The sequence below is a fragment of the Sphingomonas sp. BL-S-25 genome (assembly GCF_055521555.1).
Map to the genome: position 1 here is coordinate 3,442,194 of NZ_CM145486.1, position 23,126 is coordinate 3,465,319.

Sequence of the window (23,126 nt, forward strand, 5' to 3'; positions counted from 1 at the left end):
CTTAGCCCAATAACCAGCCAAGCATGCTGCGGTCGCGCAAGATCTCGTGCGCTGCATTATGTCCCGGGGCGCCGGTGACGCCGCCGCCGGGATGGGTGCCGGCGCCGCACATGTAGAGGCCCTTGATCGGGCCGCGATAATCGCCATGGCCGAGCAGGGGGCGGGCGGCCCAGAGCTGGTCGAGCGACATGTGGCCATGCATGATGTCGCCGCCGATCAGCCCGAACTTGCGCTCCAGGTCGAGCGGCGAATGGATCTGGGTGGCGATGATCGACTTGCGGAAATTGGGGGCGTGCCGGGTCACCGTGTCGATGATCGTCTCCGCCGCCTGGTCACGCGCATCGTCCCAGCTGCGGCCATCGGGCAGCACGGGCGCGAATTGCTGGCAGAACAGCGAGGCGACATGCATGCCCGGCGGCGCCAGGCTGTCGTCGACGCTGGTCGGGATCTTCATCTCGACGATCGGCGCGTCGGACCAGCCCTTGGCCTTCGCGTCGGTATAGGCCCGGTCCATATAGTCGAGCGTGGGGGAGATGATGATGCCGGCGGTGTGATGCTCCGCCACCTCCTTGCCGGGCAGCACGGTAAAGTCGGGCAGTTCGGACAGGGCGACGTTCATCCGGAACGTGCCCGATCCCGCCTTGAAATGGTCCATCCGCCGGGCGAATTCGGGGCTCATGTCGCTGCGGTCAACCAGCTGGCGATAGAGCAGGGCGGGGCCGGCGTTCGACGCGACGATGCCCGCCGCAATCTCCTCGCCGCTTTCCAGCCGCACGCCGGCGACCCGCTTGCCGTCGACCAGCACCCGTGCGACGGGTGCCTCCAGGCTGATCTCGACGCCGACATCGCGGCATGCCTCGGCCATATACTGCGTGATCGCACCCATGCCGCCGACCGAATGGCCCCAGGTGCCCTTCTTCCCGTTCACCTCGCCGAACACATGGTGGAGCAGGACATAGGCGCTGCCCGGCGTGTCGGGGCTGGCATAGTTGCCGACCACCGCGTCGAAGCCGAACGCCGCCTTCACGAAGTCGTTCTCGTACCAGCTGTCGAGGAAATCGCGCGCCGACTTGACGAACAGGTCCATCACGTCGCGCTGCGCCTCGATGTCCATGCCGGCCAGGCGGCGGCCCTGGCTGGCTGCGGCGAGCAGTGCGCGCACCCCGCTGCCGGCATTGGGCGGGGTCTTCAGCGACAGGTCGCGCAGCACCTCCGCCACGCGCTCCAGCGCTTCCTCATATTTCGGGAAGGTCTCGGCATCCTTCGGACTGAACCGGGCGAATTCCGCCTGGGTACGAGCGGTGCCGCCGCCCAGCTTCAGATAACCGCCGTCATGCGGCAGGAAGTTGCTGATCGTGCGTTCGATGATCCGCCAGCCACGTTCGTGCAGTCGCATGTCGCGGATCACCTTGGGGCGCAGCAGGCTGACCGTGTAGCTGGCGGTCGAGTTGCGGAAGCCGGGATGGAATTCCTCGGTTACCGCCGCGCCGCCGACGACGTCGCGGCGTTCGAGCACGCGGACCTTCAGCCCGGCGCGCGCAAGGTAGAAGGCGCAGACCAGGCCGTTATGCCCGCCGCCGATGATCAGTGCGTCGTATCGCTGCGTCATTCGCCCCCGCCTATTGATGTCATTCCGGCTCGCGTCGTTCGTGGCGCGGCGATCACTCGACCGCCCGCGGCCGCCGGCTCCATCCCGGCGCGGGCGGCTGGTGCAGCCGCGCCTCGGGGATCAGCGCGCGGATCTTGCGCGCGAAACTGCGCAGGCAGACCTCGCTCTTGCCCAGCGGGCCGAGGCTGTAGCTGCGCGAGGCCATGCCCTGCTGGATGCGGGTGATCAGCCAGGTATCCTCGGCATTGACCATCCGGTTGATCCGCCAATTGGCATAGCGCACCAGCTTCATCGTCCGGCGCTGGTCCTCCGGCAGATGGTCGTCCGGCAGGGCGAAGCTCATCTCGCGCAGCACGCAGCTGGTCGGGCTGAGCGGCAGCCACTGCATGAAGTCGATCTGGTCCGAATAGATGTCGAACGCCTGGTTGGGCCACAGCTTGTAATAGAGCCACAGCCGCTGGTTCGCCTCGGGCAGGTGATCGGCATGGGGCAGGTGGGTGCGGTACACATCCTCCCAGAAATTGCCCGACCGCTCGGTCAGATAGCCCGACATGCGATCGACCCAGGGCTGTGCCTCGATCGAATAGCTGCGCCCGAACAGCCGGGTCAGCCCGGGATGGGCGACCGGGATGTGCAGCCCGTCCGAATAATTGTCGCCGACATTCTTCCAGTTCACCGGCCGGTCACGCAGCCGCACCGGAGTGAGGGTGCGCATCTCCTCGAACCGATAGGGCGCGACCTCATGGTCATAGGGCGTCATCATCTCGGCCACCGAGGGGCCGCCGCGATCCTCCAGCCGGACGAACACGAAGCCGCGCCAGATCTCGACCCCGACCGGCGCCAGGCCGTGCGCCGCGGGATCGAGCCCGTCATAATCGGACCGCGCCGGCACGCCGCTCAGCCGCCCGTCGGGATCATAGGTCCAGGCATGATAGGGGCAGACCAGCTTCTTCGCGCAGCCGGTCGGGCCCTCGACCAGCCGCATCGCGCGGTGGCGGCAGACATTGGTGAAGGCGCGGACCTCGCCATCGGCGCCGCGGATCGCGATCACACTTTCGCCGGCATAGTCGATCGTGTGGAAGTCGCCGGTCTTCGCAAGATCGCTGACATGGCAGACGATCTGCCAAGACGGGCGGATCACCCGGTCGATCTCGACCTGCTGGAATTCGGGGTCGGTATAGAGCCAGCCCGGCAGGCTGAAATCATCATCGGGATCGATGCCGGCATCGGCGAAACGATGGGCCATTGCTGCCTTTCCCAGATCCTTGTTGTACGATCGTATAACAGCGGATCTCCCCTTCGACAAGCGCGCGGCGATCGGGCATGAAGCGGTCATGGCACGCACCTTCATTCGCGGCGAACCCGATGCCCGGCGCCAGAGCCTGATCGAAGCCGCCGCGACGGTGCTTGCCGAACGCGGCGCAGCCGGCGCATCGGTTCGCACCATCTGCGCCACCGCCGGCGTGTCGCCGGGGTTGCTGCGCCACTATTTCGACGGGATCGATGCGTTGATTGCGGAGACCTATCGCTGGGTCGACACGCGCGTGGCGCAGGCGCTGGACGATGCGGTGTCGGATTCCGGGCTGATGCCGCGCGCGCGGCTGGTCGCCTATGTCAATGCCAGCTTCCGCAGCCCGATCGCCGACCCGGCGCTGCTCGCGACCTGGATCGCCTTCTGGAGCCTGGCCAAGTCGAATCCGGCGATGCAGGCGCTGCACGGCGAGATCTACGCCAATTACCGCGCCGGGCTGGAGCCGCTGCTGATCGCCTGCGGCATGCCGCGGCGCGAGGTGCGGCTGGCGGCGATCGGGCTGACCGCTCTGGTCGACGGGCTGTGGTTGGAGTTGTGCCTGGCGCCCGATGTGTTCACGCCGGAGGAAGCGGGCGAGATTGCGGAGCGGTGGATCTCGGCGTTGCTGGTATAGGGTGGTTCCCCCAGAGGTCGCTCAGGCGCAAGAATTTGATCTATAAGTGAAAATCCTCTCCCGGAGGGAGAGGGGGACCGCGAAGCGGTGGAGAGGGAGTTTCAGCACACGCAGGTGGCTGTTTGTGGATACTCCCTCTCCACCAGCCTATGGCTGGTCCCCCTCTCCCTCCGGGAGAGGATTTAAGACACTGATCTCAAGACGTTTTCGAAGGGATGCGGTACCTCGCACCCCCGCGCGCCCTCACTTTGCCAATTCGGTCAGCACCGTCTTGTAGAACACGATCGACGGCGCGATCTCGCTGATCGGGGTGCGTTCGTTCAGGCCGTGGGCGAAGGAGTCGCTGCTCTTCATGAAGATCGGGCTGATGCCGTAGCTGGGCACGCCGCGGGCGCGGAAGTGCATCGAGTCGGTTGCGCCGGCGGACATCACCGGCACGATCGGCACGTTCGGGAAGCGGGCATGGACCGCCTTCGTCACCAGCTTCATCAGGTCGGGGCGCAGCGGCGATGCGTCGCTGGCGACCGATCCGCTGTCGAGCTCGCGGATCTTCAGTTCGGGATCGCCGATCACCTGGGTCAGCGTCGCCTGGACATCGGCGACCTTCACCCCCGGAAAGATGCGGCAATTGACGTTCGCGGTCGCGCGCTGGGGCAGGGCGTTGGCGGCGTGGCCGGCATTGACCATCGTCGCGACACAGGTCGTGCCGGTCTGGCCGACATAGCCGGGATCGGCGCGCAGCACCGCCACCGCCTCCTTGTCCTGTGGATTGGCGACGAAGCGGCGCATCGCGTCCGCCAGCTTGGGCTCGGCATTGGCAGCGGCCGCGGTGAAGCTGGCGCGGGTCACGTCGTTGATCTGCGCGGGGAACTGGTACGCATCGAGCTTCTCCAGCGCGCGGGCCAGCGAGTAGATCGCGTTCGCCTTGCGCGGGGCCGAGCTGTGGCCGCCGGGATTGGTGAAAGTCAGTTCGAAATCGGCATAGGTCTTTTCCGCGCCCTGGACCCCGAACACGACCGGCTTGCCCGCCTCGTCCAACTCGCCGCCGCCCCCGTCGATGTTCAGCAGCAGTTCTGCGTCATGATAGTCCGCCGCCATCAGCGCGGTGGTCTTCATGCTGGTCTCCTCGTCGCCGGAGAACAGCAGGATGATGTCGCGGCCGGGCTTGAACCCCTCGCGCTTCAGCTGGACGAAGGTCGCGACCATGGTCGACATGTCGTACTTCATGTCGCTGGCGCCGCGGCCCCAGATATAGCCATTCTCGACCACCGCGGTGAACGGATCGCGCGTCCAGTCGGCGGGCTTGGCCTCGACCACGTCCATATGGCCGGAGATCAGGATCGGCTTGGCACCGTTCTTCGCCTTGCCGGTGCCGCGGTAGCGCGCGACCAGATAGGCGGTGTCGCCGACCCGCTCGACCTTGATGTCGTCCGCCGGAAACCCCGCCTCGACCAGCACGCCCTTCAAATAGGTGGCATAGTCGAAGGTCTGGTTGCCCGGGCCGGCGACGGTGCGAAAGGCGATGCCGCGCTTCAGCAGCTCGAGCGCCTGCGCCTCGGCCTGCGGATTGGGGCCGGCGGTCTGTGCCTGGGCAGAGGAGACGCCGCCCGCGGCGAACGCCGCCGCCAGAAAAGCCGCAAAGCCGCCACGCACCATCACTTGTCTCCCAGTTGTACAGGCGTAAAACTATGCGGAGGCTGAGGGGGAATGGCAATGCGCCATGTGGTTCGGTGGCTGCTGCTGTGCATCGCGCTCGCGATAGCCGTCCCCGGTCCCGCGGCGGCACAGGAAGCGGCCCGGCCGGTCCGCTATGTCCGCGCGGGACAGCTGCTCGACGTGATCGCCGGGCGGATGCTCAGCGACCAGCTGATCCGGATCGAGGGCGACCGGATCGCCTCGGTCGGTCCTTGGCGCGGCGCGCCCACGGACGGGCCGTCCGAGGACTGGTCGGGCTATACCGTGCTGCCCGGGCTGATCGACATGCACGCGCATCTGGCCGATTTCGAGGGGTTCGAGCCCGGCACCGTGCTGATGCGATCGGCGGCGGAGACGGCATTCGTCGGCGCGCGCAATGCCGGGCTGACGTTGCGAGCGGGCTTCACCACCGTCCATGATGTCGGCTGCTATCGCGGGCTGACCGACGTCGCGCTGCGCGATGCGATCGATGCCGGCTGGGTCCAGGGGCCGCGGATGAACGTGGTCGGTGCCTATATCACCGTGCCGGGCGGCGGCGGCGAGGTGACCGGCTTCGCGCCCGATGTCCAGATCCCGGCCGATTTCCGCATCGGCGTGGTGCGCAACCCCGACGAGGTGCGCGAGCGTGTGCGCTTCCTGTTCCAGCACCGGGTCGACTCGATCAAGCTGATCGCGTCGGGTGCGGTGCTGGCGATGGGCGGCGAGCCGGGCCGGCTGGAACTGTCCGAGGACGAGATGCGCGCCGCGGTCGCCGAGGCGGCGGAGAATGGCGGCTATGTCACCGCCCATGCGCACGGCGCCGCCGCGATCAAGGCGGCGATCCGCGCCGGGGTGCGATCGATCGAGCACGCCTCGCTGATCGATGCCGAGGGGATCGCCATGGCCAAGGCACGCGGCGTCTGGCTGGTGATGGACATCTATAATGGCGACTGGATCGAGAGCGAGGGCCGCGCCAAGGGCTGGCCCGCCGAATATCTGCGCAAGAACCGCGAGACCACCGACACCCAGCGCACCGGCTTCGCCGCGGCGGTGAAGGCGGGGGTGAAGATCGCCTATGGCACCGACGCCGGCGTCTATCCGCACGGCCAGAATGCGCGCCAGTTCGCCTATATGGTCCGCCACGGCATGACCCCGCTCCAGGCGATCCGCGCCGCGACCACGGTCGCCGCCGAACTGCTGCGCCGCGAAGCCGATGTCGGCGCGGTCGCCCCCGGCCGCTATGCCGACCTGATCGCGGTGAAGGGCGACCCGCTGACCGACATCCGCGTGCTGGAGCATGTCGCGGTGGTGATGAAGGGCGGGGCGGTGGTGCGATGAGCTTTGCCGGTTGACCGGACGCCCAAGCCTGGCATATCCGGCGCTGCACGCGGGTGTAGCTCAATGGTAGAGCAGAAGCTTCCCAAGCTTACGACGAGGGTTCGATTCCCTTCACCCGCTCCAAATCTTTGATATCATCCAAAGATTTGAAATAACTGGATAAAGATACCAGATTTTCCCCTGTATAGGTTTTGTGCAGAAAAATTTGCGGATTTGATTCGCGGTCTTTTCTGTCCCAGATGCACGTTCTCTACGCATCCTTTTCAAATCAAGCCGACAATGCCAGCCCGTTCAGCCGTGCCGCTTAGAGCGGTGGGTTTATGGCTTTTGGGATTGATGGTGAGCGGTAAACGCTTCGATCCGCGCCAGAAGGGGCGCAAGCCCGTGAAGTCGATGCTGTGAGCGTTTGCCACGAAGGCGACGCCTACCCCGGTCCATTCAACTCTCTATAGCTTCAATGCAATCTCGCTGCGTTCTTTCGCCTGTGGGGATGGTCTATTTCCTCCGTTCGCGGAGGACAAGGGTAGTTGCCTGCGCTTATGCCTATGTTGAGCAAGGCAAAGTTTGAGCTTGCCGAAATTCAAACAATCGTATGAACTCACCAAAGTACTCGTGAATGTGAGTGACTATGCACGCATTGCAGGCTCAGTTTTCGGTTGCGGATGACCTGCTGGCGGAAGCCGTGCATGGCAGATTGCAGGGGCATGGTTCACTTGTCATCGAAAACTCAGGGCGTATTGGCCCGATTATCGAGTTGCTAGGAGCTGCCCAGCGATTTCCCAGTGAGTACGATTCCATATCATTTGCGGGTTCGTTTGCTCCCAGAGTTCGCGAGGCATGGGCAACAGGGCAGCCTTTTGGTGGCGGCTTCAACGATCAAGCTGGCGCATTCCCATTGCCGCTTGAAAACCCCGTAGAGACCCGCGCTCCGGTATGGGAGCAATGGCTCCTCCATGCAGAAAATTCGGCCAAGAATAGAGGGTTACCTGCCAGGCTCGTTGCATCGCTGGTTGGGGCGTTGAGTGAGATGCAAGACAATGTCTACGAGCATAGCGGTGCGGCCCAGACGGGGCTGGTCGCCTATGCAGTTACAGATCGCACCTTCGAGTTTGTGGTGGCGGATCGCGGCATGGGTGTGTTGGAGACGCTGCGGCAGAATGCTGACTACGCGCATCTGCCCGACGCAGGTGCGGCACTGACGGAGGCAATTAGGCCGGGGGTGTCACGCTTCCCCGCATCGAGCGGACGGGGCCAGGGATTCGTACAACTCTGCAAGTCAATGGTGACAGACCGCGTCGAGCTTCGATTCCGCTCCGGTGATCATGCGCTCACGCTATGTCCGACAAATGACCCTCTTCACGGGCACCAGCGGCTCAGCCATACCTCAGCCCTCGCGGGCCTGACGATCAGCGCGATTTGGCGTGCGGAAACCCGGTGAAGCGGCATCGCGCCGCCGCTCTGCGTGGGTGCGCTCCAAGATGATATGGTGGCTGTGAAGCGCTGCGACGTTCTGTTGCAGCAACGCGTCGATTGGCGCACCGCGCGGCGTTGGGCGCTTGCGCCACACCAATTTCCCGTCGGGGCGGAATTGAGCTTCTTGGCGGCAACGGGTTTTGGTGAAGGCGTCGGTATCGATCATTGTCACCGCCGCAAAAGCTGCGCGCAGCGGTTCCAGGGCCCGGATGCCGCCACGCACAACCAAACCCAGTGATCGGGGCACGCGGGCGGCAAGTGCGGACAGCTGCGCCACGTGCCAATCCAGCCGTTCGCCACGACCTGTGCCAGTTGCGAACTCAAAGGCCAGATATTGAATCTCGGGGCGTTCGGCGATCAGCTCGGCCCAGCGCTCGTAATCCCGTTCGGTACGGGCGTTGACGTGGAGCGCGGTCGGAAGCCCTGCCTGCATCATCTCCACCGCCGCCATCAGAATGCGTTTCATGGCATGCATGTTGTCGGTGCGGGGCACATCGGTAAGCACACTGTAATTGGGTGGTGTGATCAGCGCGATGTCGAGGGCCGCAAGCTGCTCCAGCATGGCACTCCTGTCTGTTGCAGCCCAATAGCGCTCGATCCTGCGATCGCGCGCTACGCCGGAAATGATAAGCCGGGCGTTCGGATCAATACCGAACTTCTGACTCAACGCAGCCCTGTCGGGATAGCGCAGCGTGTCCGTGTCAATGTTCAAAAGAGCGTAGAATGGCAGCGCTACAATCGGAGAGTTGAGCGTACCGACGCGTGCCGTGGCGTGCTCGATCAATGGAACCATCGGCGGCAGCGGCTCGATGGGGACGATTGGAACGCGAGGTGCGTTGTTGAGGACCAAGCCATTGATCTCACGCAGGCGTTCCACAAACTGCTTGGGGTTGCCTCGGCAAACCAAGTCACAGGTCGCCTTGTCATCGCAGCGGCAGTAGTCGCCACAATCGAAGAAGCTGGCGCTGTTGTGCGCACCGCCACAGATTGGGCGATCAACGCAGCTCACGCAGCCCAGCGAACAGGGTATGGTGGCAGCATCGTCCCACAAGCGCTGCGAGTTGCGCACGATGCGGGGCAGCGAATTGTTGTTGGCATTCTTCATTGCAAACGAAGCTCCACGCTGTTTCCGAACAGGCTGACCCGTTCGACGATTCCGAGTGCGACGCCGCCGCAGTCGGTGATGGTCGTGCGCATGTCGGACGGCAAGCCATTCACGGCACCGATGCGGCTTTGGCCACGACAAACCATGGTGTTGCCAGACCCGCACTGCACGACCAGTTCGTCGCCCGCGCGCACGCTCAAGCCAGGGTCGATGTCCGCCGTAATTGTCCGCTGCTGTGACCCGAACCGGACATCGAACAGGCCCGGCTGTTTGAGTCGGTCCACGCCCTTGTTCCAGCGCTTGCGCCAAGGCTGGCCAGATTGTTCGCGGATAAAATCAGCACCCATTACACCGCCTCCATCACCGGGCTGAACAGCTTAGTTTTGCCGTGCCGCACTTCCTTGAGCATGCCCTTGGCGGACAGCGTCGCCAGCCGGTTGTTCCACGCGGTCGTGCCGATCTTGTCATCGGGACGAAGCTTTGCCAGCTCAGGCGCGGAAATCGGATGGTGCTGGGCAATTAATTGGATGGTGCTCATCTGCCCTGCATCGAGCTCTCCAAGGATGCGGGGATCAGTGGCGACACCGTCGGCATCTAGGGTACATGCCCAAATGGCGTCGTTGCGCCCCCGAAGGTAGGTAGCAAGTTCTTCCTCGATGGTCGCATTAGCGTTAGCGATCACTGGGTAGATCATGCCAGCCGCACTGCGGCAGAAGTCGCGGAAGCCCATGACGGCCTCGCGAAGAAACGACCCGGTTGCGATGTCCACCTCCGCGAAATCGAGGAAGGCAAGAGTGGGAGCTGCCATCGGCTTTGTCTTTTCAATAAGCTGCGCAAGCATCTGCCGCCCCATGGCGCTACCGGCCAGCGTTGTGCTTCCGGTTGGACCGGTCAGCATCGAATATCGGATCATTTCACATTCCTCACTCATAAAAGTGAGATAAGTGAGGGGTCGCGTCCCGTCAAGCGTTCTGGCAATAACGTCGAGCGCCGGGGACGAATGGATATCCCTTGATTTTATCGGCCAAGCCCGTGGAGTGATCCTAGACCGCCGTCCCGCCATAGTGCGTGCAGTGATGACAGCCGTCATGAGGCGCGCCACGGAGGGCGATCCCAAGTCAGCCTGAACAAGCAGGGCAAAGGGCGAATTGGCGGACATCTGAGCCGTCCCGGCTTCCTTCATTGAAACCGTCTGGCGTGCAGACAACCAAACAGTAGTGACCACCTTCCCCGCACCGCACCATTGCAATCCCCCGCAGTGCTGGCTAATGCGAATTAGTCGCATAAAGGGGAAACCGTGAAACCTGCATTCATCCCGGGGCTGCTCGTCGCCCTGGCTTCGCCGGCTGTTGCCTTCGCTCAGGACCAGGGGACCGCCGCCGCCGACCCGGCGGCCGCGGCGCCGGACAGTGACGAGATCATCGTCACCGGGCGCGCACAGCGTCTGTATCGGACGGAGACGACGACGGTGGGCAAGTCGGCGGAGGATCCGCTGAACATTCCCCAGGCGCTGCAGGTGATCAATTCCGAGCTGATCGCGGATCAGGGCGCGCGCGATGCGACCGATATCTATCGCAACATCTCGGGCGTCAGCTTCTTCAGCTATGCCGGGGTGACGTTCCGCGGCTTTCGCCAGGACCAGTCCTATTATGACGGCCAGCGGGGCAATCCGTTCATCGGCTTTTCGGTGCCGCAGCTGTTCAACATCGACCGGGTCGAGGTGCTGAAGGGGCCGGCGGGGCTGTTCTTCGGGCCGGGATCGCCGGGCGGCATCATCAACTATGTGTCGAAGACGCCGTCGGACAAGGCGGCGCTGCGCACCGTCGTGACCGCGGGCAATTACGACCGGATCGGCATCTCGTCCGAGGCGACCGGGCGGATCGATGGCGACGGGGTGCTGACCTATCGCGTCGGCGGCTTCTATGAATCGATGGACCCGTACCGGCGCAACACCCAGAACAAGTCGCTGATCGGCGATGCCGGGCTGACGATCCGGACCAATGCGGGCGGTGCGCTGACGTTGCAGGCGACGACCTATGACAATCAGTTGCGTGCCAACCGGCTGCGCGGCGTGCTGGTCGACAATGCCGGCAATTTCCTGACCTCGATCCGGTGGAACGCCAACGAACCGAGCGACTTCCTCCACCTGACCTCGACCGCGGTGCAGGCGCGCTATGCGACGTCGATCGGCGAGCGGGTGACGTTCGATGCCGGCGTGCGCTATTTCAAGGCGACCGAGCGGCAGAAATATCACGAGCCGCGCGGGTTGAGCCCGACCAATCCCGACCTGGTGCTGCGCGAGTTCCGCGACCAGATCCGCCCGGTCGACGGATTATCGTTCATGGCAAACGCGACGGCGAAGGCGACGATCCTGGGCATGGAGCACAAGTTCCAGGCGGGCGGCGACTGGTATGACGAAACCAGCATCCTGCAATCGCGAATCCTGCGCGCCGGGGTGCTGCCGCTCAGCCTCAGCAACCCGGTCTATGGCCAGTCGGACGGCGACGCGGTGCGCGCCGCGGCCTTGCCCTATACCGTCACGGATACCCGCACGAAGCGATACGGCTTCTACCTGCAGGATCAGCTGAGCCTGACCGAGGCGCTGATGCTGGTCGCGGGCGTGCGCTACGACCGGTTCGAGGACGGGGTGACGACCAGCACCGGCGGCACGGTGAGCGCGCGGTCGCGCTACCGCGACGGCGACGTCACCTTCCGCGGCGGCGCGATCTTCAAGCCGCGGCGCGACGTGTCGCTCTATGCCAGCTGGTCGCAAAGCTTCGAGCCGCAGGCTGCGGCCAGCCAGTCGACCGATGCCGGCGGGCCGTTCGCGCCGGTGACCGGCAACCAGATCGAGGCAGGCGCCAAGTCCGACCTGTTCGGCGGGCGGGTCCAGGCCAATGCCGCGGTCTATCGCATCCTGCGCCGCAACATCCTCCAGGCCGACCCGACGCTGCCGCCGGTCAACGGCCAGGACCAGCTGCGCCCGATCGGCGAGGTGACGAGCAAGGGGTTCGAGTTCGACCTGACCACCGACCTGACGCCCAACTGGGTGCTGATGGTCAATTACGGCTATAATGATGCGCGGATCACCGGCACCGTGCCGGGGCAGGCGATCACCAATGCGGTCGGCGACCGCTTCGCCAATGCGCCGGCGCACAAGGTCGGCTTCTGGACCCGCTATCAGCTGCCGTTGGTCGATGCCGCCTTTGCGGTCGGCGGCGAGCATGTGTCGCGGCGGATCAGCCTGTCGGGCCAGACGGTGCGGCCCTATACGGTGTTCGACGCCTCGATCACCAAGAAGCTGGGCTTTGCCGAGGTGATGCTGCGCGTCGATAACCTGTTCGACACGGTGTACGCGGCATCGGGCTTCTCCGCGCAGAGCGGCCACTTCCCCGGCGAGCCGCGCACCTTCCTGGCCGAGCTGCGCACGCGGTTCTGACGATGGCAAATCCCGCGCGTCCGCCGAAGCGCCGCTCGCTGTGGTGGATCGTCCACAGCTGGGCGGGGCTGAAACTGTCGATCTTCCTGACCTTCATCCTCGCGACCGGCACGCTGGCGGTGTTCGCGCACGAGATCGACTGGCTGGTCACCCCGGCGATGCGCGTCGCGCCGCAGGATGCGCCAAGGGCGTCCTGGGGGACGATCGCCGAGGCCGCGACGCGGGCGGCGCCCGACCGGCGGCTGACGACGATCTTCGCGCCGATCGATCCCTGGTTCGCGGTCGAGGCCTGGGTCGAGCCGGAGAAGGGGGCGCCGGGCCGGGTCTATATCGATCCCTGGACCGGGCAGGTGACGGGTCAGCATGGCTGGGCCAATGTCCACCGCTTCCTGCGCCAGGTGCATCGCCATCTGATGCTGCCGACGAAGATCGGCATTCCGATCGTGTGCGCGCTGGCGCTGTTGCTGGCGGCGTCGCTGATCACCGGGGTGGTGACGTACAAGAAATGGTGGCGCGGCTTCTTCCGCCGGCCGCGCGGCGGCGACGGGCGGCGGCTGGCGGGCGATCTCCACCGGCTGGGCGGGCTGTGGAGCCTGTGGTTCGTCGCGCTGATCTCGCTGACCGGCATCTGGTATCTGGTCGAGACGCTGGGCGGCTATGCCCCGGTCGAGCGGGTGCCGGCGATCGGAGAGCGGGCGATGCCGACCGGGCCGGCGCTGGACCGGCTGGTCGAGATCGCGCATCGGGCGAGGCCGGAGCTGGAGATCCGCGAGATCCGCTTCATGGAAAAGGAAGGCGTGATCTTCCTGGGGCAGGACAGTGCCTGGCTGGTGCGCGACCGGGCCAATGCGGTCGCGGTCGATCCGGCAGACGGACGGGTGACCGCGACGCTGGATGGCGGCGACCTGACGCTGCACCAGCGGATTTCGGAAATGGCAGATCCGCTGCACTTCGGCACGTTCGGCGGGCTGGGGACCAAGATATTGTGGTTCCTGTTCGGCGCGCTGATGACCGCGCTCGCGGTGACCGGCAGCATGATCTACGCGATGCGCCTGGCCCGGACCGAGACGGGCGGCGGGATGCGGATCGCGTGGCGCGGCATGGGCGTGTGGGGCTGGGTGGGCGTGGCGGCGGTGGTGACGGCGCTGGCGATGACGCCCTATGCGATCGGCGGGGCGAGTTGAGGTCGGGGGGCGTGGGCTCTGGAGCAGGCAGCAGTGTGCGGGCCCACAACTGGCAGCTTCCAATTTGCGCGCCTAATAGCGAGGATTGGGTGGAAAGCTGACATTCCCGCGGGTAGGCTGAGCTGCGTGATCGTGACCGCTATCCTCGCTTCAGAACGTGACCTTGAAGCGACGAACGCTTTGATGAGGGTGCTCCGCGAGGTCGGCGCGCAGGAGGTGGCGCGACTACGCCGTCGTCGGTTCACAAGAGATCAATACGTTGCGGTTCACTGTCGACGGCGCCCCGCTCTCCGTCGAAGCGGAGACTTATGTCGGGCTGTCAGTGACCGGGCAAGCCAAAGCAGTCGAGACCATCAGGTCACGCCTACAAGGCATCATCGGCCGCTAACACCCGCAACTTGCGTGGTTAGCATTAGATCTTGATTTCAGTTGTCGGAGCCTAAGATCTGACTGACCTCGTGATCGGTCAGACCGCCTTCACCAATAATGTGTCTTGACGCGCTTGCCTCGATTAGCACCCCTAATGGGATACCCGGGAAGGCCGACTTCATACATGCGATCGCGCGAAACTGTGTCATCTCGCCACCTCCACAATCAGCGATCAATCGCAATGCTTCCGCAAGCGGCGTCTTTCCCCCGGATTTCAGCTTTGCGACGATATCGTCATCTACCATAGGGTCTCGCTCGTCCTGTCCGTAGGCAATGCAGTGCGGTCCTCAAAGATTGGCGATGCGCTCGCGAGCAGCGGCACCCGCATTGCGAACCATCGGATGACGATGCTCCTCACAAAGCTTGGCAATCGCCATGAGATGCGATGCGGGACGAGCGGCGATTTCGCGGCCGACCGCTTCTGGCACATGGAGATCATCTCCGCTGACGAGCGTAGCCAGGAAGTCCGTGTCGGATAGATCAAGCGAAGGGACGAGTGCCGGAACGATATCTTCCCCGTCCGGTCCGGACTGCAGCGAGGTGATCAGGTCCTTTAACGCTGCCTGATCATTCACGATCCATGGATGCTTTGGATGTTGTTCATAGACAGCCTCTTTCCTTTCCGCCGCGTCCCGCGCTGCCTTTAGAAAGCTATCCATTCCATCGAAAACGATCCGGCTTTCGCCATCATGCGCGAGGTACATCACGGCACCTTTGAAGGGGTCTCGGCAGAGTGAGACGTGGTGATCGCTCATGTGCGGATCATCGAGGATGATGCCTTGAAGGTCGCGAACCATAGGATGAAACGCTCGAAATTGATTTGTCCAATCAATCGACTCTTCGATCGAGAACAGACCCAAAGTGCTCTTCCCAATAGCCCACTCATCAACTGTGCTGAAGTAGGCGTGCAAGGGACTTGCAATTTCCGCACCGGCTAATGCGATCAGATGAGAATTCACTGGGTCTTTTTACCTTCGGCCGTGGGCCAAGATAATCGGCTTTCGCCGGGGCTTAGCAACCCCTGTACCTCGTCGGTCGGGCAGTAGCGGCCCGTGCACTTACAGGATCGCCCGTACCGACAAAGCGCTACCGCCTGATCAGGAGTCGATGGCTTGGCTAAATCTTCAGGCCCACCTGCGCGTATGAGTCCAAGATTACCTCTCTCAAAAGTGCATAATTCGGGAAATCGAACGCGACGTAGTAGCCCGATAGAAACATCTCGAATTCGTCCTCGGATATATTCGATATAGCGATTAACCCCGGCATATATCGTTCACTGTCCCGACCGCCTTTGATATAATTACCTATCAAATCTTCCAATACCACTTTTTCGATGCATCTGCGATCGTTCATATTGATATTCTCAAGCTGCGGTAGATCGACATCGCCAACCCACGGCGCAATTACCTGTCCTATGCTAACGCTCATTTATCGATCCCTGAACTCATTCCGATGTGGTTGATAGCTCGGTCCGCGTCTTATCAGCTTTGCAACGCGAGGCCCTTGGCTCACACCACCCGCACCTTCCACACTCAGGTCTCCCCCTGATCGAACCGGCACACCCGCCCGGTGAACCGCTCGATGATGTCGCCGGCGGTGCGGCTGTGCTGGCTGGGCTTGACCGTGGTGAAGCTGCCGCCGCTCGCCAGCGGAAATTGGCCGGAAAGCTGCCAGCCCATCTTAGCGACAGGGGCCCGTTTCCGGACATTCCCGCTGCGAGATCACGCGATCGACGACCATATACTGACCCGACATCCCCAAGTGTCCGTAGTTACCGGAATACATGGTCTTGCGTCCGATGAAATCGATAGAGACCCGTCGTCCGCCTAGGCGCTGTTGACAAAGTTAGGCAACCACCTGCGGATAGCGGCAAGATTGAGGAAACTGGCGAACGACAGCGCGGTTTTGTCGTAGCGGGTGGCGATGCGGCGTTGATGCTTGAGGTGGCCGAACATGCGCTCGATGCGGTTACGGTCTCGGTATCGACGGAAGTCGCAGGCGATGTGTTCGCGCCGGTTGGCCTTTGGCGGGATGATCGGCAGGATGCCGCGCATCAACAGGTTCGCCCGGACCGCATCGCCGTCATACCCTTTATCGGCCAGCAGCGCCTTGGGCTTGTCGACAGGCAACGCCATGAGGTCATCGACAGCGCTATAATCCGATGCCTCCCCGCCAGTCAGGATGAAGCCAAGAGGGCGTCCCTGATTGTCACAACGGGCGTGGACTTTGCACGTAAAGCCGCCGCGTGATCGACCAAAAGCCTCCTTATGAGTCCCCCTTTAGCGCCCGCTGCCGAAACATGGCCGCGAACCGTGGTGCTGTCGATCATGTGCTGCCAGTCGTCGGTCAGCCCGAACTCGACCAGCGTGGCCAGCATCGCATCCCAGACGCCTTGTTCCGCCCAACGCCGGAACCGCACATAGACCGAGTTCCACTTGCCGTAGCGCTCGTGCATGTCGCGCCAGGGGCAGCCAACCCGCAGTACATGCAGCATCCCGTTTAGAAATCGCCGATTGTCATGGGCAGGGCGCGCCTTTCGGCCTCGCTCGGACGGCAGCAGCCCTTCGAGCACCGACCATTCCTCGTCCGTCAGATCGCCACGCGCCATCGCCGCCCCCTGCAAAGAGCAGCCTTGAATCAGAGATCAGGTCGTTTGGGAATCCACTTTGTCAACACGACCTAGTCGCCACTTATGGGCCAGATTTGCGCGCTCGACATCGAGCCAGATCCTAGCAGCAATTGCCTGGTCGGCCTTTCGTCGCCAGTCAGGGGATCCAGGATCGTCGCGCGGCCATTCTGGTGCTTGCGTTCCCTCGGGTATGAACTGCTGTCCTTCGAATTCATCAATCCAGATACCCCGATATCGACGGGGTGCTTCCATTTTGTAGCATTGGTCGGTCGCTACGAACCCAATCACCCCGGCCTCTATTTGGTAGCTGCACGGGGACTCGCGTACCAATCGCCCACCATCGCTGCGGTAGCAGCCGCGCCCCTCGTCGGCTTGAGCGCAGGGTTTCCAAAGAAGACGAGCGCGTTGCTGATCTTCGACGCGCACGAATGCGTCTGGATTGGGAGGGGCGAACTGCGCACATGCCTCGGTGTTGGCACCTGCCATCCCGCAAACAAACATCAAGGCGAGCCGGCTTATAGACACAGTGCCCCCTCATTCTGCGCAAGAAAGGAAACAGCCTTAACTTTCCCTAGGCACGCTGCATGATTGTGCCAACGTTCGCAAGTAGGGCGCTACCGGACAGGAAACTCTGGATATCAATGACGATGATGGCTCAGTTCGCTCTGGTTCCTTGGTGAAGATTGCAGCGGAGTGATCGCGAGCTTTTGCGAGAGCCGGGGGCAGTCGCGACCGGGACCGGCCTTCGCCGGAACACGGGATTTCGATCGACCAGGTCGACACCCAGACGCGTCAGCCCCGCCCGGCATCACAGCACCCGCACCGTCCACACCCCCGTCTCCCCCTGATCGAACCGGCACATCCGCCCCGTGAACCGCTCGATGATGTCGGCGGCGGTGCGGCTGTGCTGGCTGGGTTTGACCGTGGTGAAGCTGCCGCCGCCCGCCAGCGCGAAGGGCAGGAGGAGTTGGTCGGCCAGATAGGGGCCGGCAAAGGCGTCCGACGCGAGATAGCCGGTCATGCGCTGCGCTGCCTTCTTCGCCAGCGATTCCGCCGACACGCCCAGCTTGCCGAAGCCGCTGACGATCTCGGTCGCATGTTCGAAGCTCGCCTCGAGCAGCAGGATCGTGCCGGGGCCCTGATCCTCGGGCAGCTGGCGCACCGAAAAGGCGCTGTCCGGCCAGTCGGGCAGGCGCGAGCGGGCGGTTGCCAGCATCCGGTCGGCGATTTCGAACGGCAGCGAGGCGAACACCGCCGACGCCGTCACGCCGGTCGGCGCGCCGCGGTCGAGGCAGTCGATCGGCGTCAGGCGCGGGGCGGGGGTGATGTCGACCTCGATCCGGCCGCCGCCGCGCGGGTAGAAGCCGTGGCGGATCAGCCGCGCCTCGATCCGCGGGCCCATGCGGTTGACGATCGGCAGGAAACAGCGGTCGATGAAGTCGAACGGAGGCGCCAGCATGTTGTGCGTGCCGCCCTCCAGCACCAGCCGCGACGGTCCGCCGGCCAGCGCCAGCGGCATCAGCAGCGTCTGGAGCACCAGCCCGGCGCTGCCCGCCGATCCGACCGCGAAGTGATATTCGCCGGGCACGACGGTGCCGGGCGTGAAGGCGATCTCGCTGGAGCCGACCGCCAGCCCGTCGCAGCTCGCGCCGCCGATGCGGCACGCCGCCTCGACTGCGGTCAGATGCTGGCGCATCAACCCGGGCTTTTCGCGCCCGCCGCGGACGTTGGTGATGCGGAAGGGCGTGCCGGTGATCAGTGACAGCGCACAGCTGTTGCGCACCACCTGGCCGCCGCCTTCGCCTTCGGATCCGTCGATGATGATCATGAATTCACAAGGTCCAGAAATAGTGTGTTGGTCCGCGGCACGAGAGCGCGGTTGCTCGTTATACGTTGTGGCGGTTGGCCAGGCAGTTGCGGCGGACTTTCAGGGTTGTGCGCCACCTGCGGTCGACCCACCCCCAGCCCCTCACTTCCAGGGAGGGGAGACCGTTTCGCCGGGCGCCGCCGCATTCCCCTCCCTGGAAGGGAGGGGTAGGGGTGGGTTGCTCTCGGGGAGCGGCACCTTTGATCCGAGCTCTGCCGTGCAGATCGACGCGCCTCAAGATTTGGGGGAAATCTCGGTCACCGCCGAGGCGGGTATAGCTGTGCTCATCTCAGTCGGTATCCGTTGTCAGCAGGACGGTCGCGAGGCGAGTGCCGCGGTCGAACCAGAATAAACTGCGGTCCCACCCCATGCCGCGAAACCAGCCGTTCCATCGTTCCTCGCTCACCCAACCGCCGGCACTGGAGAAACGATCTCCGATGCCGGCGCCGAAGTCCGCCACCAACTTTGCGGCGTCAGCAGCGCTGCCCCTGAAGCTGCGATACGTGCCGCCATCCGTAATCCCGCGTTCGAGCCTTTCGGCGATTTGATTTCCGCTTTCGTGATGGAAGCCAAGCATGGCTTCCGAAGGCTGCGGCATGTTCGGGAAAGCCTTTCGAACATCGGGGTGGGTGAAAAAGTGGGAGAAGAAATCGGCCTCGATGCGATTGTGATCGAAATAGTCGGTCAGTGTGGGATCGGGATGGATCTGGAACTGGAGGAGTTGCACGCCATTGGACACGTTGCAGGTGGCGCGTATCGTCTTCGCCACCGCCTGAAGGCGGGGATCCAGTGCCTCGACGCGGGTCAGCGTCGTCCGGGACCAACCGCTTTGATGCGCGATAAATCCCGGACCTGCGCCCTCGGTGGATGACGTGAAGTCACTCATTGCTAGCCCTTTACGCAAACCACCTGCTTCAGCGTGTGGACGATCTCCACCAGATCGGCCTGGGCGGCCATCACGGCTTCGATCGGCTTGTAGGCGCGCGGCGTCTCGTCGATGACGCTTTCGTCCTTGCGGCATTCGACGCCCGCCGTGTCGGCGATATGCTCGTCGAGCGAGACCAGCTTCTTCGCCGCGGTGCGGCTCATCACCCGGCCCGCGCCGTGCGAGCAGCTGTCGAACGACTCCGGATTGCCCAGCCCGCGCACGATGAACGACTTGGCGCCCATCGATCCCGGGATGATCCCCATCACGCCCTTTGCCGCCCGCACCGCGCCCTTGCGGGTCACGAGCACGTTCTGGCCGAAATGGCTCTCGCGCTGGACATAGTTGTGGTGGCAATTCACCGCCTCCATCTCCGCGTCGAACGGCCTGGCGATCTGGCCCCGCAGCGCGCGGATGACGTTGGTCATCATCGTGCGGCGGTTCAGCGCGGCGAAGTCCTGGGCCCAGCCGACCGCCTCGACATAATCGTCGAAATGGTCGGTCCCTTCCGGGAAATAGGCCAGGTCCTGATCGGGCAGGTTGATGTGCCATTTGCGCATGTCCTGCTTCGCCAGTTCGATGAAGAAGGTGCCGATCGCATTGCCGACGCCGCGCGAGCCCGAATGCAGCATGATCCACACGCGCTGATCCTGATCCAGGCACAGCTCGATAAAGTGGTTGCCGGTACCCAGCGTCCCCAGATGCGTGAGGTTGTTGGTGTTGCGCAACCGCGGATGCCTATCGGTCAGCCGGTCGAAGCGCTGTGCCAGCGTGGCCCAGGCCTCGACGATCGCCGGGGGCGGAGACCCCCAGGAGCCGGTATCGCGCTTGCCGCGGCCGACCGAACGGCCATGCGGCACCGCCTGCTCGATCGCCGAGCGGATGCCCTCCAGATTGTCGGGCAGGTCGCTGGCGACCAGCGAGGTGCGCGCCGCCATCATGCCGCAGCCGATGTCGACGCCGACCGCCGCCGGGATCACCGCGCCCTTGGTCGGGATCACCGAGCCCACGGTCGCGCCGATGCCGACATGGACGTCGGGCATCGCCGCGACATGGCTGAACACGAACGGCATCTGCGCCGCGCGCTTCAGCTGCTCGCGCGCCTGGTCCTCGACCGGCACGCCACGGGTCCACATCTTGATCGGCACGCCGCCCTCGACATGCTGGTACTCGTACAAAGCTTCGGTCATCTCGACCTCCTTGATCCTTCTGGTGCCGGCGACGAGGTTTGGCGAGACATCCGGATCGCTCCGGCGCGGAGTTGAACCGCCCGGCCTTGCGGCCTTACCATGTAGTCCCGCCGGGCATTCGCCGGCTTGTGTGTTCGGTTCCGGCAACGAGGAATGCGATGGACGAGGCCCCGAAGGGACATCGTAGGAAGATGTAGTCCATCGCGGCATTTGCCGGAGTGCGTCGCATGCTGGCGACAAGGGTTTGGCGAGACGCTCACGCTCTGTCCAACTGAGCTACGGGCCGGAGACCCGGGCGGATTCGAACCGCCGACCTTGAGATTGACAGTGTAGTCCCGCCGGCATTCGCCAGCTGTATCTTGGGTTCCGGCAACGAGAGATGCGAAGGACGGCCCCCGAAGGGACATCGTGACAGGATGTAGTCCAACGCGGCATTTGCCGGAACGAAATCATGGGGCCGTGGCGACGAGATCGGTGAGACGGCGGTCCTTAAGCTACGTACCAGCGACGGGATTCGAACCCGCATCTCCCGGTTGCCCGGGCGCTTTACTCTTCGGACCTGTCATTTGGTGGATGTAGTCCCACCAGCATTCGCCACGGCCTTGCTTGCTATACCTCCGTCTGTTCGATGATGCTGACCCAGTCGCTCGCGTCGCCGGCGGCGAAGCGTGCGATCGTGTCGAACACCGCGTCGGAGAAGCCTCCGACATTCAGGATCTCCGGACGCCCGGCCGCCTGGGTGGTCCCGTGCGGCTGGATGTCGATGCAGACCAGCTTCGCCTGCGGATTGCGCCGCTTCAGCTGATCCCATTCGCGCATCGTCTGCGTGGCGCCCGACCGGCTCGCATCGACCCAGGATTCATTGTCCGAGACGATGATCACCAGATCGACCGACGCCCCTTCGGCGTTCAGCTTCGCCAGCGGAGCCGAGACGTTGGTCCCGCCGCCGCCAAGGCCTGCAAGCGCCGCCGCATTGACCGCGAGCCGCGCATGCCGGTCCAGCCGGACAGGCTTGACCCGCACCTCGAACGGCATCACCCGAGCCTGCGCATTGGTCCGCAGCATCGCCGCCGAGACCAGGGCCGCGACATCGATGCATCGCACCTTGGACGAGGCGCCCTTGCGATAACCGGTCGCCGGCGAGCTCATCGAGCCCGAGACGTCCGGACATACGACGATCCTGCCTGCCACCTTCGGCACGCGCGACACCGCGATGTCGAGCGCATCCTCCAGCGCCGCCTGTACCTTCAGCGGAACCGCTACGTTCGCCGAGCCCAGCGCCACCATCAGCTGATAGGGCAGGACTCGCGACCGGGCGATCGCATCGGGATCGGCCAGCCGCTGCGCCACCGCCGCGGACACGCCCTCCACCGCGAACGCGCCGTTGCGCGCCAGGGTGTTCAGGTTCATCCGCAGCGCCTGCCAGCCCATGCGGCCGGCAAGCACGCCCCACTGCTCGGCCGAGAGCGGGAAGGCGGTCAGCCATTCGAACGGCACTTCGGGCAGCGGCAGCGAGGGATCCCGCTTCCACGCCTCGAACCCGGCGATCTCGGCCGGCAATGCGGCGACATCATAGGGCTTGCCGATCAGCCAGCCGTAAAAGGCGCGACGCTGCGCATCCGCAGGCTTGGGGTGGACCATCCGGACGATATCCGCCAGCGACGGATCGTTGCCGGTGGCCGCCGCCATCAGCTGCGCCATCGATGCGCGTTCCAGCCAGTTCTGGACCAGCCGCTTCGGCCGCGAGCCGAGCGAACGCCGCCCGACCCGACCCGAGCGCAGGATCTGCACGAAGTTCCGCAGCATGCGCCCATTGTCGATCACGCGGTCGAACACCCGGACCGACAGGTCCGGATCGGCAACCGTCAGATGCGCGGCGATCAGCGTCGGCATGTCCTTCATCGCGCCCGAGCGACGCGCATAGACCGCCGCCCTGGCCGCGAACATCGGATCGACCGCACGGATCGCCTCCAGCGCCTCCGCCAGATGCGTCTGGGCGTCGGCATAGAAGCTGTCGCTCAGCGTGCCGGTTGCGGCCAGCTGGGCGAGCTTCGCCTGCGGACCATAGGCATAGGCCGGCGCCGCTTCGCGGTTCCGCGTGTCGGTCGCCGGGAACAGCGCCGCGACCGCGGTGGCGAAGAGGTTCTTGTTGGCCATGTCGATCCCTTTCCAATCCTTGGGGGCGTCTGGGGCGGCCGGCCCGTTCCAGCCGCCCCTTGGTCCCGCCGCCCGGCCGATTGTGCCGGGACGTCCTCAGCATTGCAGGCAGCGTGCCAGTTTGCCGGATGCAGCGGTCGTGCAATTGGTAAGGTAATGATCGTAAAGAATAAAAACGTTGA

At 64.2% G+C, this 23,126-nt stretch carries 19 protein-coding genes, 1 tRNA gene and 1 pseudogene; 6 read left to right on the forward strand and 15 right to left on the reverse strand.

Going from position 1 to position 23,126, the window contains the following annotated elements:
• Nucleotide 1 precedes the first annotated feature (1 nt).
• Nucleotides 2-1,609, reverse strand: coding sequence for a phytoene desaturase family protein (locus ACZ1H8_RS16710; protein WP_465178317.1), 1,608 nt, complete (start codon nt 1,607-1,609; stop codon nt 2-4).
• A 52-nt stretch (nt 1,610-1,661) separates the two neighbouring features.
• The gene (locus ACZ1H8_RS16715) at nt 1,662-2,855 is read right to left on the reverse strand and encodes an aromatic ring-hydroxylating oxygenase subunit alpha (protein WP_465178318.1); all 1,194 of its coding nucleotides are present in this window, start codon (nt 2,853-2,855) and stop codon (nt 1,662-1,664) included.
• Between the two features lie 88 nt (nt 2,856-2,943).
• Here ACZ1H8_RS16715 and ACZ1H8_RS16720 point away from each other — a divergent pair, with 88 nt between their 5' ends.
• Nucleotides 2,944-3,534 (forward strand): TetR family transcriptional regulator C-terminal domain-containing protein, encoded by a 591-nt coding sequence (locus tag ACZ1H8_RS16720; protein WP_465178319.1) that lies wholly within the window; start codon nt 2,944-2,946, stop codon nt 3,532-3,534.
• 243 nt (nt 3,535-3,777) lie between these two features.
• Here the strand turns inward: ACZ1H8_RS16720 and ACZ1H8_RS16725 are convergent, their stop codons facing one another.
• Complete coding sequence (locus ACZ1H8_RS16725) at nt 3,778-5,190, reverse strand: M20/M25/M40 family metallo-hydrolase (RefSeq protein WP_465178320.1); 1,413 nt, start codon at nt 5,188-5,190, stop codon at nt 3,778-3,780.
• Nucleotides 5,191-5,247: 57 nt separating this feature from the next.
• Between ACZ1H8_RS16725 and ACZ1H8_RS16730 the strand changes: the two genes are divergently transcribed.
• The 3 genes from ACZ1H8_RS16730 (at nt 5,248) to ACZ1H8_RS16740 (ending at nt 7,984) form a co-directional block, all read left to right on the forward strand.
• The gene (locus ACZ1H8_RS16730; protein WP_465178321.1) at nt 5,248-6,546 is read left to right on the forward strand and encodes a Xaa-Pro dipeptidase; all 1,299 of its coding nucleotides are present in this window, start codon (nt 5,248-5,250) and stop codon (nt 6,544-6,546) included.
• A 49-nt stretch (nt 6,547-6,595) separates the two neighbouring features.
• Nucleotides 6,596-6,669: transfer RNA gene (locus ACZ1H8_RS16735), tRNA-Gly, on the forward strand.
• A 505-nt stretch (nt 6,670-7,174) separates the two neighbouring features.
• Nucleotides 7,175-7,984: an ATP-binding protein gene (locus ACZ1H8_RS16740; protein WP_465178322.1), complete on the forward strand. Its 810-nt coding sequence runs from the start codon at nt 7,175-7,177 to the stop codon at nt 7,982-7,984.
• Here the strand turns inward: ACZ1H8_RS16740 and ACZ1H8_RS16745 are convergent.
• Genes ACZ1H8_RS16745 through ACZ1H8_RS16755 form a run of 3 tightly spaced genes read right to left on the reverse strand, consistent with a single transcriptional unit; the run spans nt 7,931 to nt 10,037 of the window.
• Entirely contained in the window at nt 7,931-9,124 is a 1,194-nt protein-coding gene (locus ACZ1H8_RS16745) for a hypothetical protein (protein WP_465178323.1), read from the reverse strand. The two genes, ACZ1H8_RS16740 and ACZ1H8_RS16745, sit on opposite strands and share 54 nt — an antisense overlap.
• Nucleotides 9,121-9,471 (reverse strand): hypothetical protein, encoded by a 351-nt coding sequence (locus ACZ1H8_RS16750; protein WP_465178324.1) that lies wholly within the window; start codon nt 9,469-9,471, stop codon nt 9,121-9,123. Before ACZ1H8_RS16750 ends, ACZ1H8_RS16745 begins: the two co-directional genes overlap by 4 nt.
• Nucleotides 9,471-10,037, reverse strand: coding sequence for a hypothetical protein (locus ACZ1H8_RS16755; RefSeq protein WP_465178325.1), 567 nt, complete (start codon nt 10,035-10,037; stop codon nt 9,471-9,473). Before ACZ1H8_RS16755 ends, ACZ1H8_RS16750 begins: the two co-directional genes overlap by 1 nt.
• A 384-nt stretch (nt 10,038-10,421) precedes the next feature.
• Here ACZ1H8_RS16755 and ACZ1H8_RS16760 point away from each other — a divergent pair, with 384 nt between their 5' ends.
• Together ACZ1H8_RS16760 and ACZ1H8_RS16765 are read left to right on the forward strand one after the other, a co-directional pair.
• Complete coding sequence (locus ACZ1H8_RS16760; RefSeq protein WP_465178326.1) at nt 10,422-12,563, forward strand: TonB-dependent siderophore receptor; 2,142 nt, start codon at nt 10,422-10,424, stop codon at nt 12,561-12,563.
• A gap of 2 nt (nt 12,564-12,565) precedes the next feature.
• A complete protein-coding gene (locus tag ACZ1H8_RS16765) occupies nt 12,566-13,747 on the forward strand; it encodes a PepSY-associated TM helix domain-containing protein (RefSeq protein WP_465178327.1) in 1,182 nt (393 codons plus the stop codon).
• A 425-nt stretch (nt 13,748-14,172) separates the two neighbouring features.
• Here the strand turns inward: ACZ1H8_RS16765 and ACZ1H8_RS16770 are convergent, their stop codons facing one another.
• The 9 genes and pseudogenes from ACZ1H8_RS16770 to ACZ1H8_RS16810 all read right to left on the reverse strand — a co-directional run bounded on the left by ACZ1H8_RS16770 (nt 14,173) and on the right by ACZ1H8_RS16810 (nt 22,944).
• Nucleotides 14,173-14,421: a hypothetical protein gene (locus tag ACZ1H8_RS16770; RefSeq protein ID WP_465178329.1), complete on the reverse strand. Its 249-nt coding sequence runs from the start codon at nt 14,419-14,421 to the stop codon at nt 14,173-14,175.
• 42 nt (nt 14,422-14,463) lie between these two features.
• Nucleotides 14,464-15,135 carry a hypothetical protein gene (locus ACZ1H8_RS16775; RefSeq protein WP_465178330.1) on the reverse strand — a complete coding sequence of 224 codons (672 nt, stop codon included), beginning with the start codon at nt 15,133-15,135 and terminating at the stop codon, nt 14,464-14,466.
• Between the two features lie 157 nt (nt 15,136-15,292).
• Nucleotides 15,293-15,604, reverse strand: a complete 312-nt coding sequence (locus ACZ1H8_RS16780) for a hypothetical protein (protein WP_465178332.1) — start codon at nt 15,602-15,604, stop codon at nt 15,293-15,295.
• 104 nt (nt 15,605-15,708) lie between these two features.
• Nucleotides 15,709-15,855, reverse strand: a complete 147-nt coding sequence (locus ACZ1H8_RS16785; protein WP_465178333.1) for a hypothetical protein — start codon at nt 15,853-15,855, stop codon at nt 15,709-15,711.
• 147 nt (nt 15,856-16,002) lie between these two features.
• A pseudogene (locus tag ACZ1H8_RS16790) lies at nt 16,003-16,784 on the reverse strand (IS5 family transposase).
• 829 nt (nt 16,785-17,613) lie between these two features.
• The gene (rtcA, locus tag ACZ1H8_RS16795; RefSeq protein WP_465178334.1) at nt 17,614-18,633 is read right to left on the reverse strand and encodes an RNA 3'-terminal phosphate cyclase; all 1,020 of its coding nucleotides are present in this window, start codon (nt 18,631-18,633) and stop codon (nt 17,614-17,616) included.
• A 328-nt stretch (nt 18,634-18,961) separates the two neighbouring features.
• Nucleotides 18,962-19,558: a hypothetical protein gene (locus tag ACZ1H8_RS16800; RefSeq protein WP_465178335.1), complete on the reverse strand. Its 597-nt coding sequence runs from the start codon at nt 19,556-19,558 to the stop codon at nt 18,962-18,964.
• Nucleotides 19,559-19,560: 2 nt separating this feature from the next.
• Nucleotides 19,561-20,787 (reverse strand): RtcB family protein, encoded by a 1,227-nt coding sequence (locus ACZ1H8_RS16805; RefSeq protein ID WP_465178336.1) that lies wholly within the window; start codon nt 20,785-20,787, stop codon nt 19,561-19,563.
• Between the two features lie 609 nt (nt 20,788-21,396).
• The gene (locus ACZ1H8_RS16810; protein WP_465178337.1) at nt 21,397-22,944 is read right to left on the reverse strand and encodes a vWA domain-containing protein; all 1,548 of its coding nucleotides are present in this window, start codon (nt 22,942-22,944) and stop codon (nt 21,397-21,399) included.
• Between the last annotated feature and the right edge of the window lie 182 nt (nt 22,945-23,126).

What these genes read in the sequence shown, in the direction of transcription:
- ACZ1H8_RS16710 (WP_465178317.1), bottom strand. Translation starts at nt 1,609, where the DNA reads ATGACGCAGCGATACGACGCACTGATCATCGGCGGCGGGCATAACGGC.
- ACZ1H8_RS16715 (WP_465178318.1), bottom strand. Translation starts at nt 2,855, where the DNA reads ATGGCCCATCGTTTCGCCGATGCCGGCATCGATCCCGATGATGATTTC.
- ACZ1H8_RS16720 (WP_465178319.1), top strand. Translation starts at nt 2,944, where the DNA reads ATGGCACGCACCTTCATTCGCGGCGAACCCGATGCCCGGCGCCAGAGC.
- ACZ1H8_RS16725 (WP_465178320.1), bottom strand. Translation starts at nt 5,190, where the DNA reads ATGGTGCGTGGCGGCTTTGCGGCTTTTCTGGCGGCGGCGTTCGCCGCG.
- ACZ1H8_RS16730 (WP_465178321.1), top strand. Translation starts at nt 5,248, where the DNA reads ATGCGCCATGTGGTTCGGTGGCTGCTGCTGTGCATCGCGCTCGCGATA.
- ACZ1H8_RS16740 (WP_465178322.1), top strand. Translation starts at nt 7,175, where the DNA reads ATGCACGCATTGCAGGCTCAGTTTTCGGTTGCGGATGACCTGCTGGCG.
- ACZ1H8_RS16745 (WP_465178323.1), bottom strand. Translation starts at nt 9,124, where the DNA reads ATGAAGAATGCCAACAACAATTCGCTGCCCCGCATCGTGCGCAACTCG.
- ACZ1H8_RS16750 (WP_465178324.1), bottom strand. Translation starts at nt 9,471, where the DNA reads ATGGGTGCTGATTTTATCCGCGAACAATCTGGCCAGCCTTGGCGCAAG.
- ACZ1H8_RS16755 (WP_465178325.1), bottom strand. Translation starts at nt 10,037, where the DNA reads ATGATCCGATATTCGATGCTGACCGGTCCAACCGGAAGCACAACGCTG.
- ACZ1H8_RS16765 (WP_465178327.1), top strand. Translation starts at nt 12,566, where the DNA reads ATGGCAAATCCCGCGCGTCCGCCGAAGCGCCGCTCGCTGTGGTGGATC.
- ACZ1H8_RS16770 (WP_465178329.1), bottom strand. Translation starts at nt 14,421, where the DNA reads ATGGTAGATGACGATATCGTCGCAAAGCTGAAATCCGGGGGAAAGACG.
- ACZ1H8_RS16780 (WP_465178332.1), bottom strand. Translation starts at nt 15,604, where the DNA reads ATGAGCGTTAGCATAGGACAGGTAATTGCGCCGTGGGTTGGCGATGTC.
- ACZ1H8_RS16785 (WP_465178333.1), bottom strand. Translation starts at nt 15,855, where the DNA reads ATGGGCTGGCAGCTTTCCGGCCAATTTCCGCTGGCGAGCGGCGGCAGC.
- rtcA (WP_465178334.1), bottom strand. Translation starts at nt 18,633, where the DNA reads ATGATCATCATCGACGGATCCGAAGGCGAAGGCGGCGGCCAGGTGGTG.
- ACZ1H8_RS16800 (WP_465178335.1), bottom strand. Translation starts at nt 19,558, where the DNA reads ATGAGTGACTTCACGTCATCCACCGAGGGCGCAGGTCCGGGATTTATC.
- ACZ1H8_RS16805 (WP_465178336.1), bottom strand. Translation starts at nt 20,787, where the DNA reads ATGACCGAAGCTTTGTACGAGTACCAGCATGTCGAGGGCGGCGTGCCG.
- ACZ1H8_RS16810 (WP_465178337.1), bottom strand. Translation starts at nt 22,944, where the DNA reads ATGGCCAACAAGAACCTCTTCGCCACCGCGGTCGCGGCGCTGTTCCCG.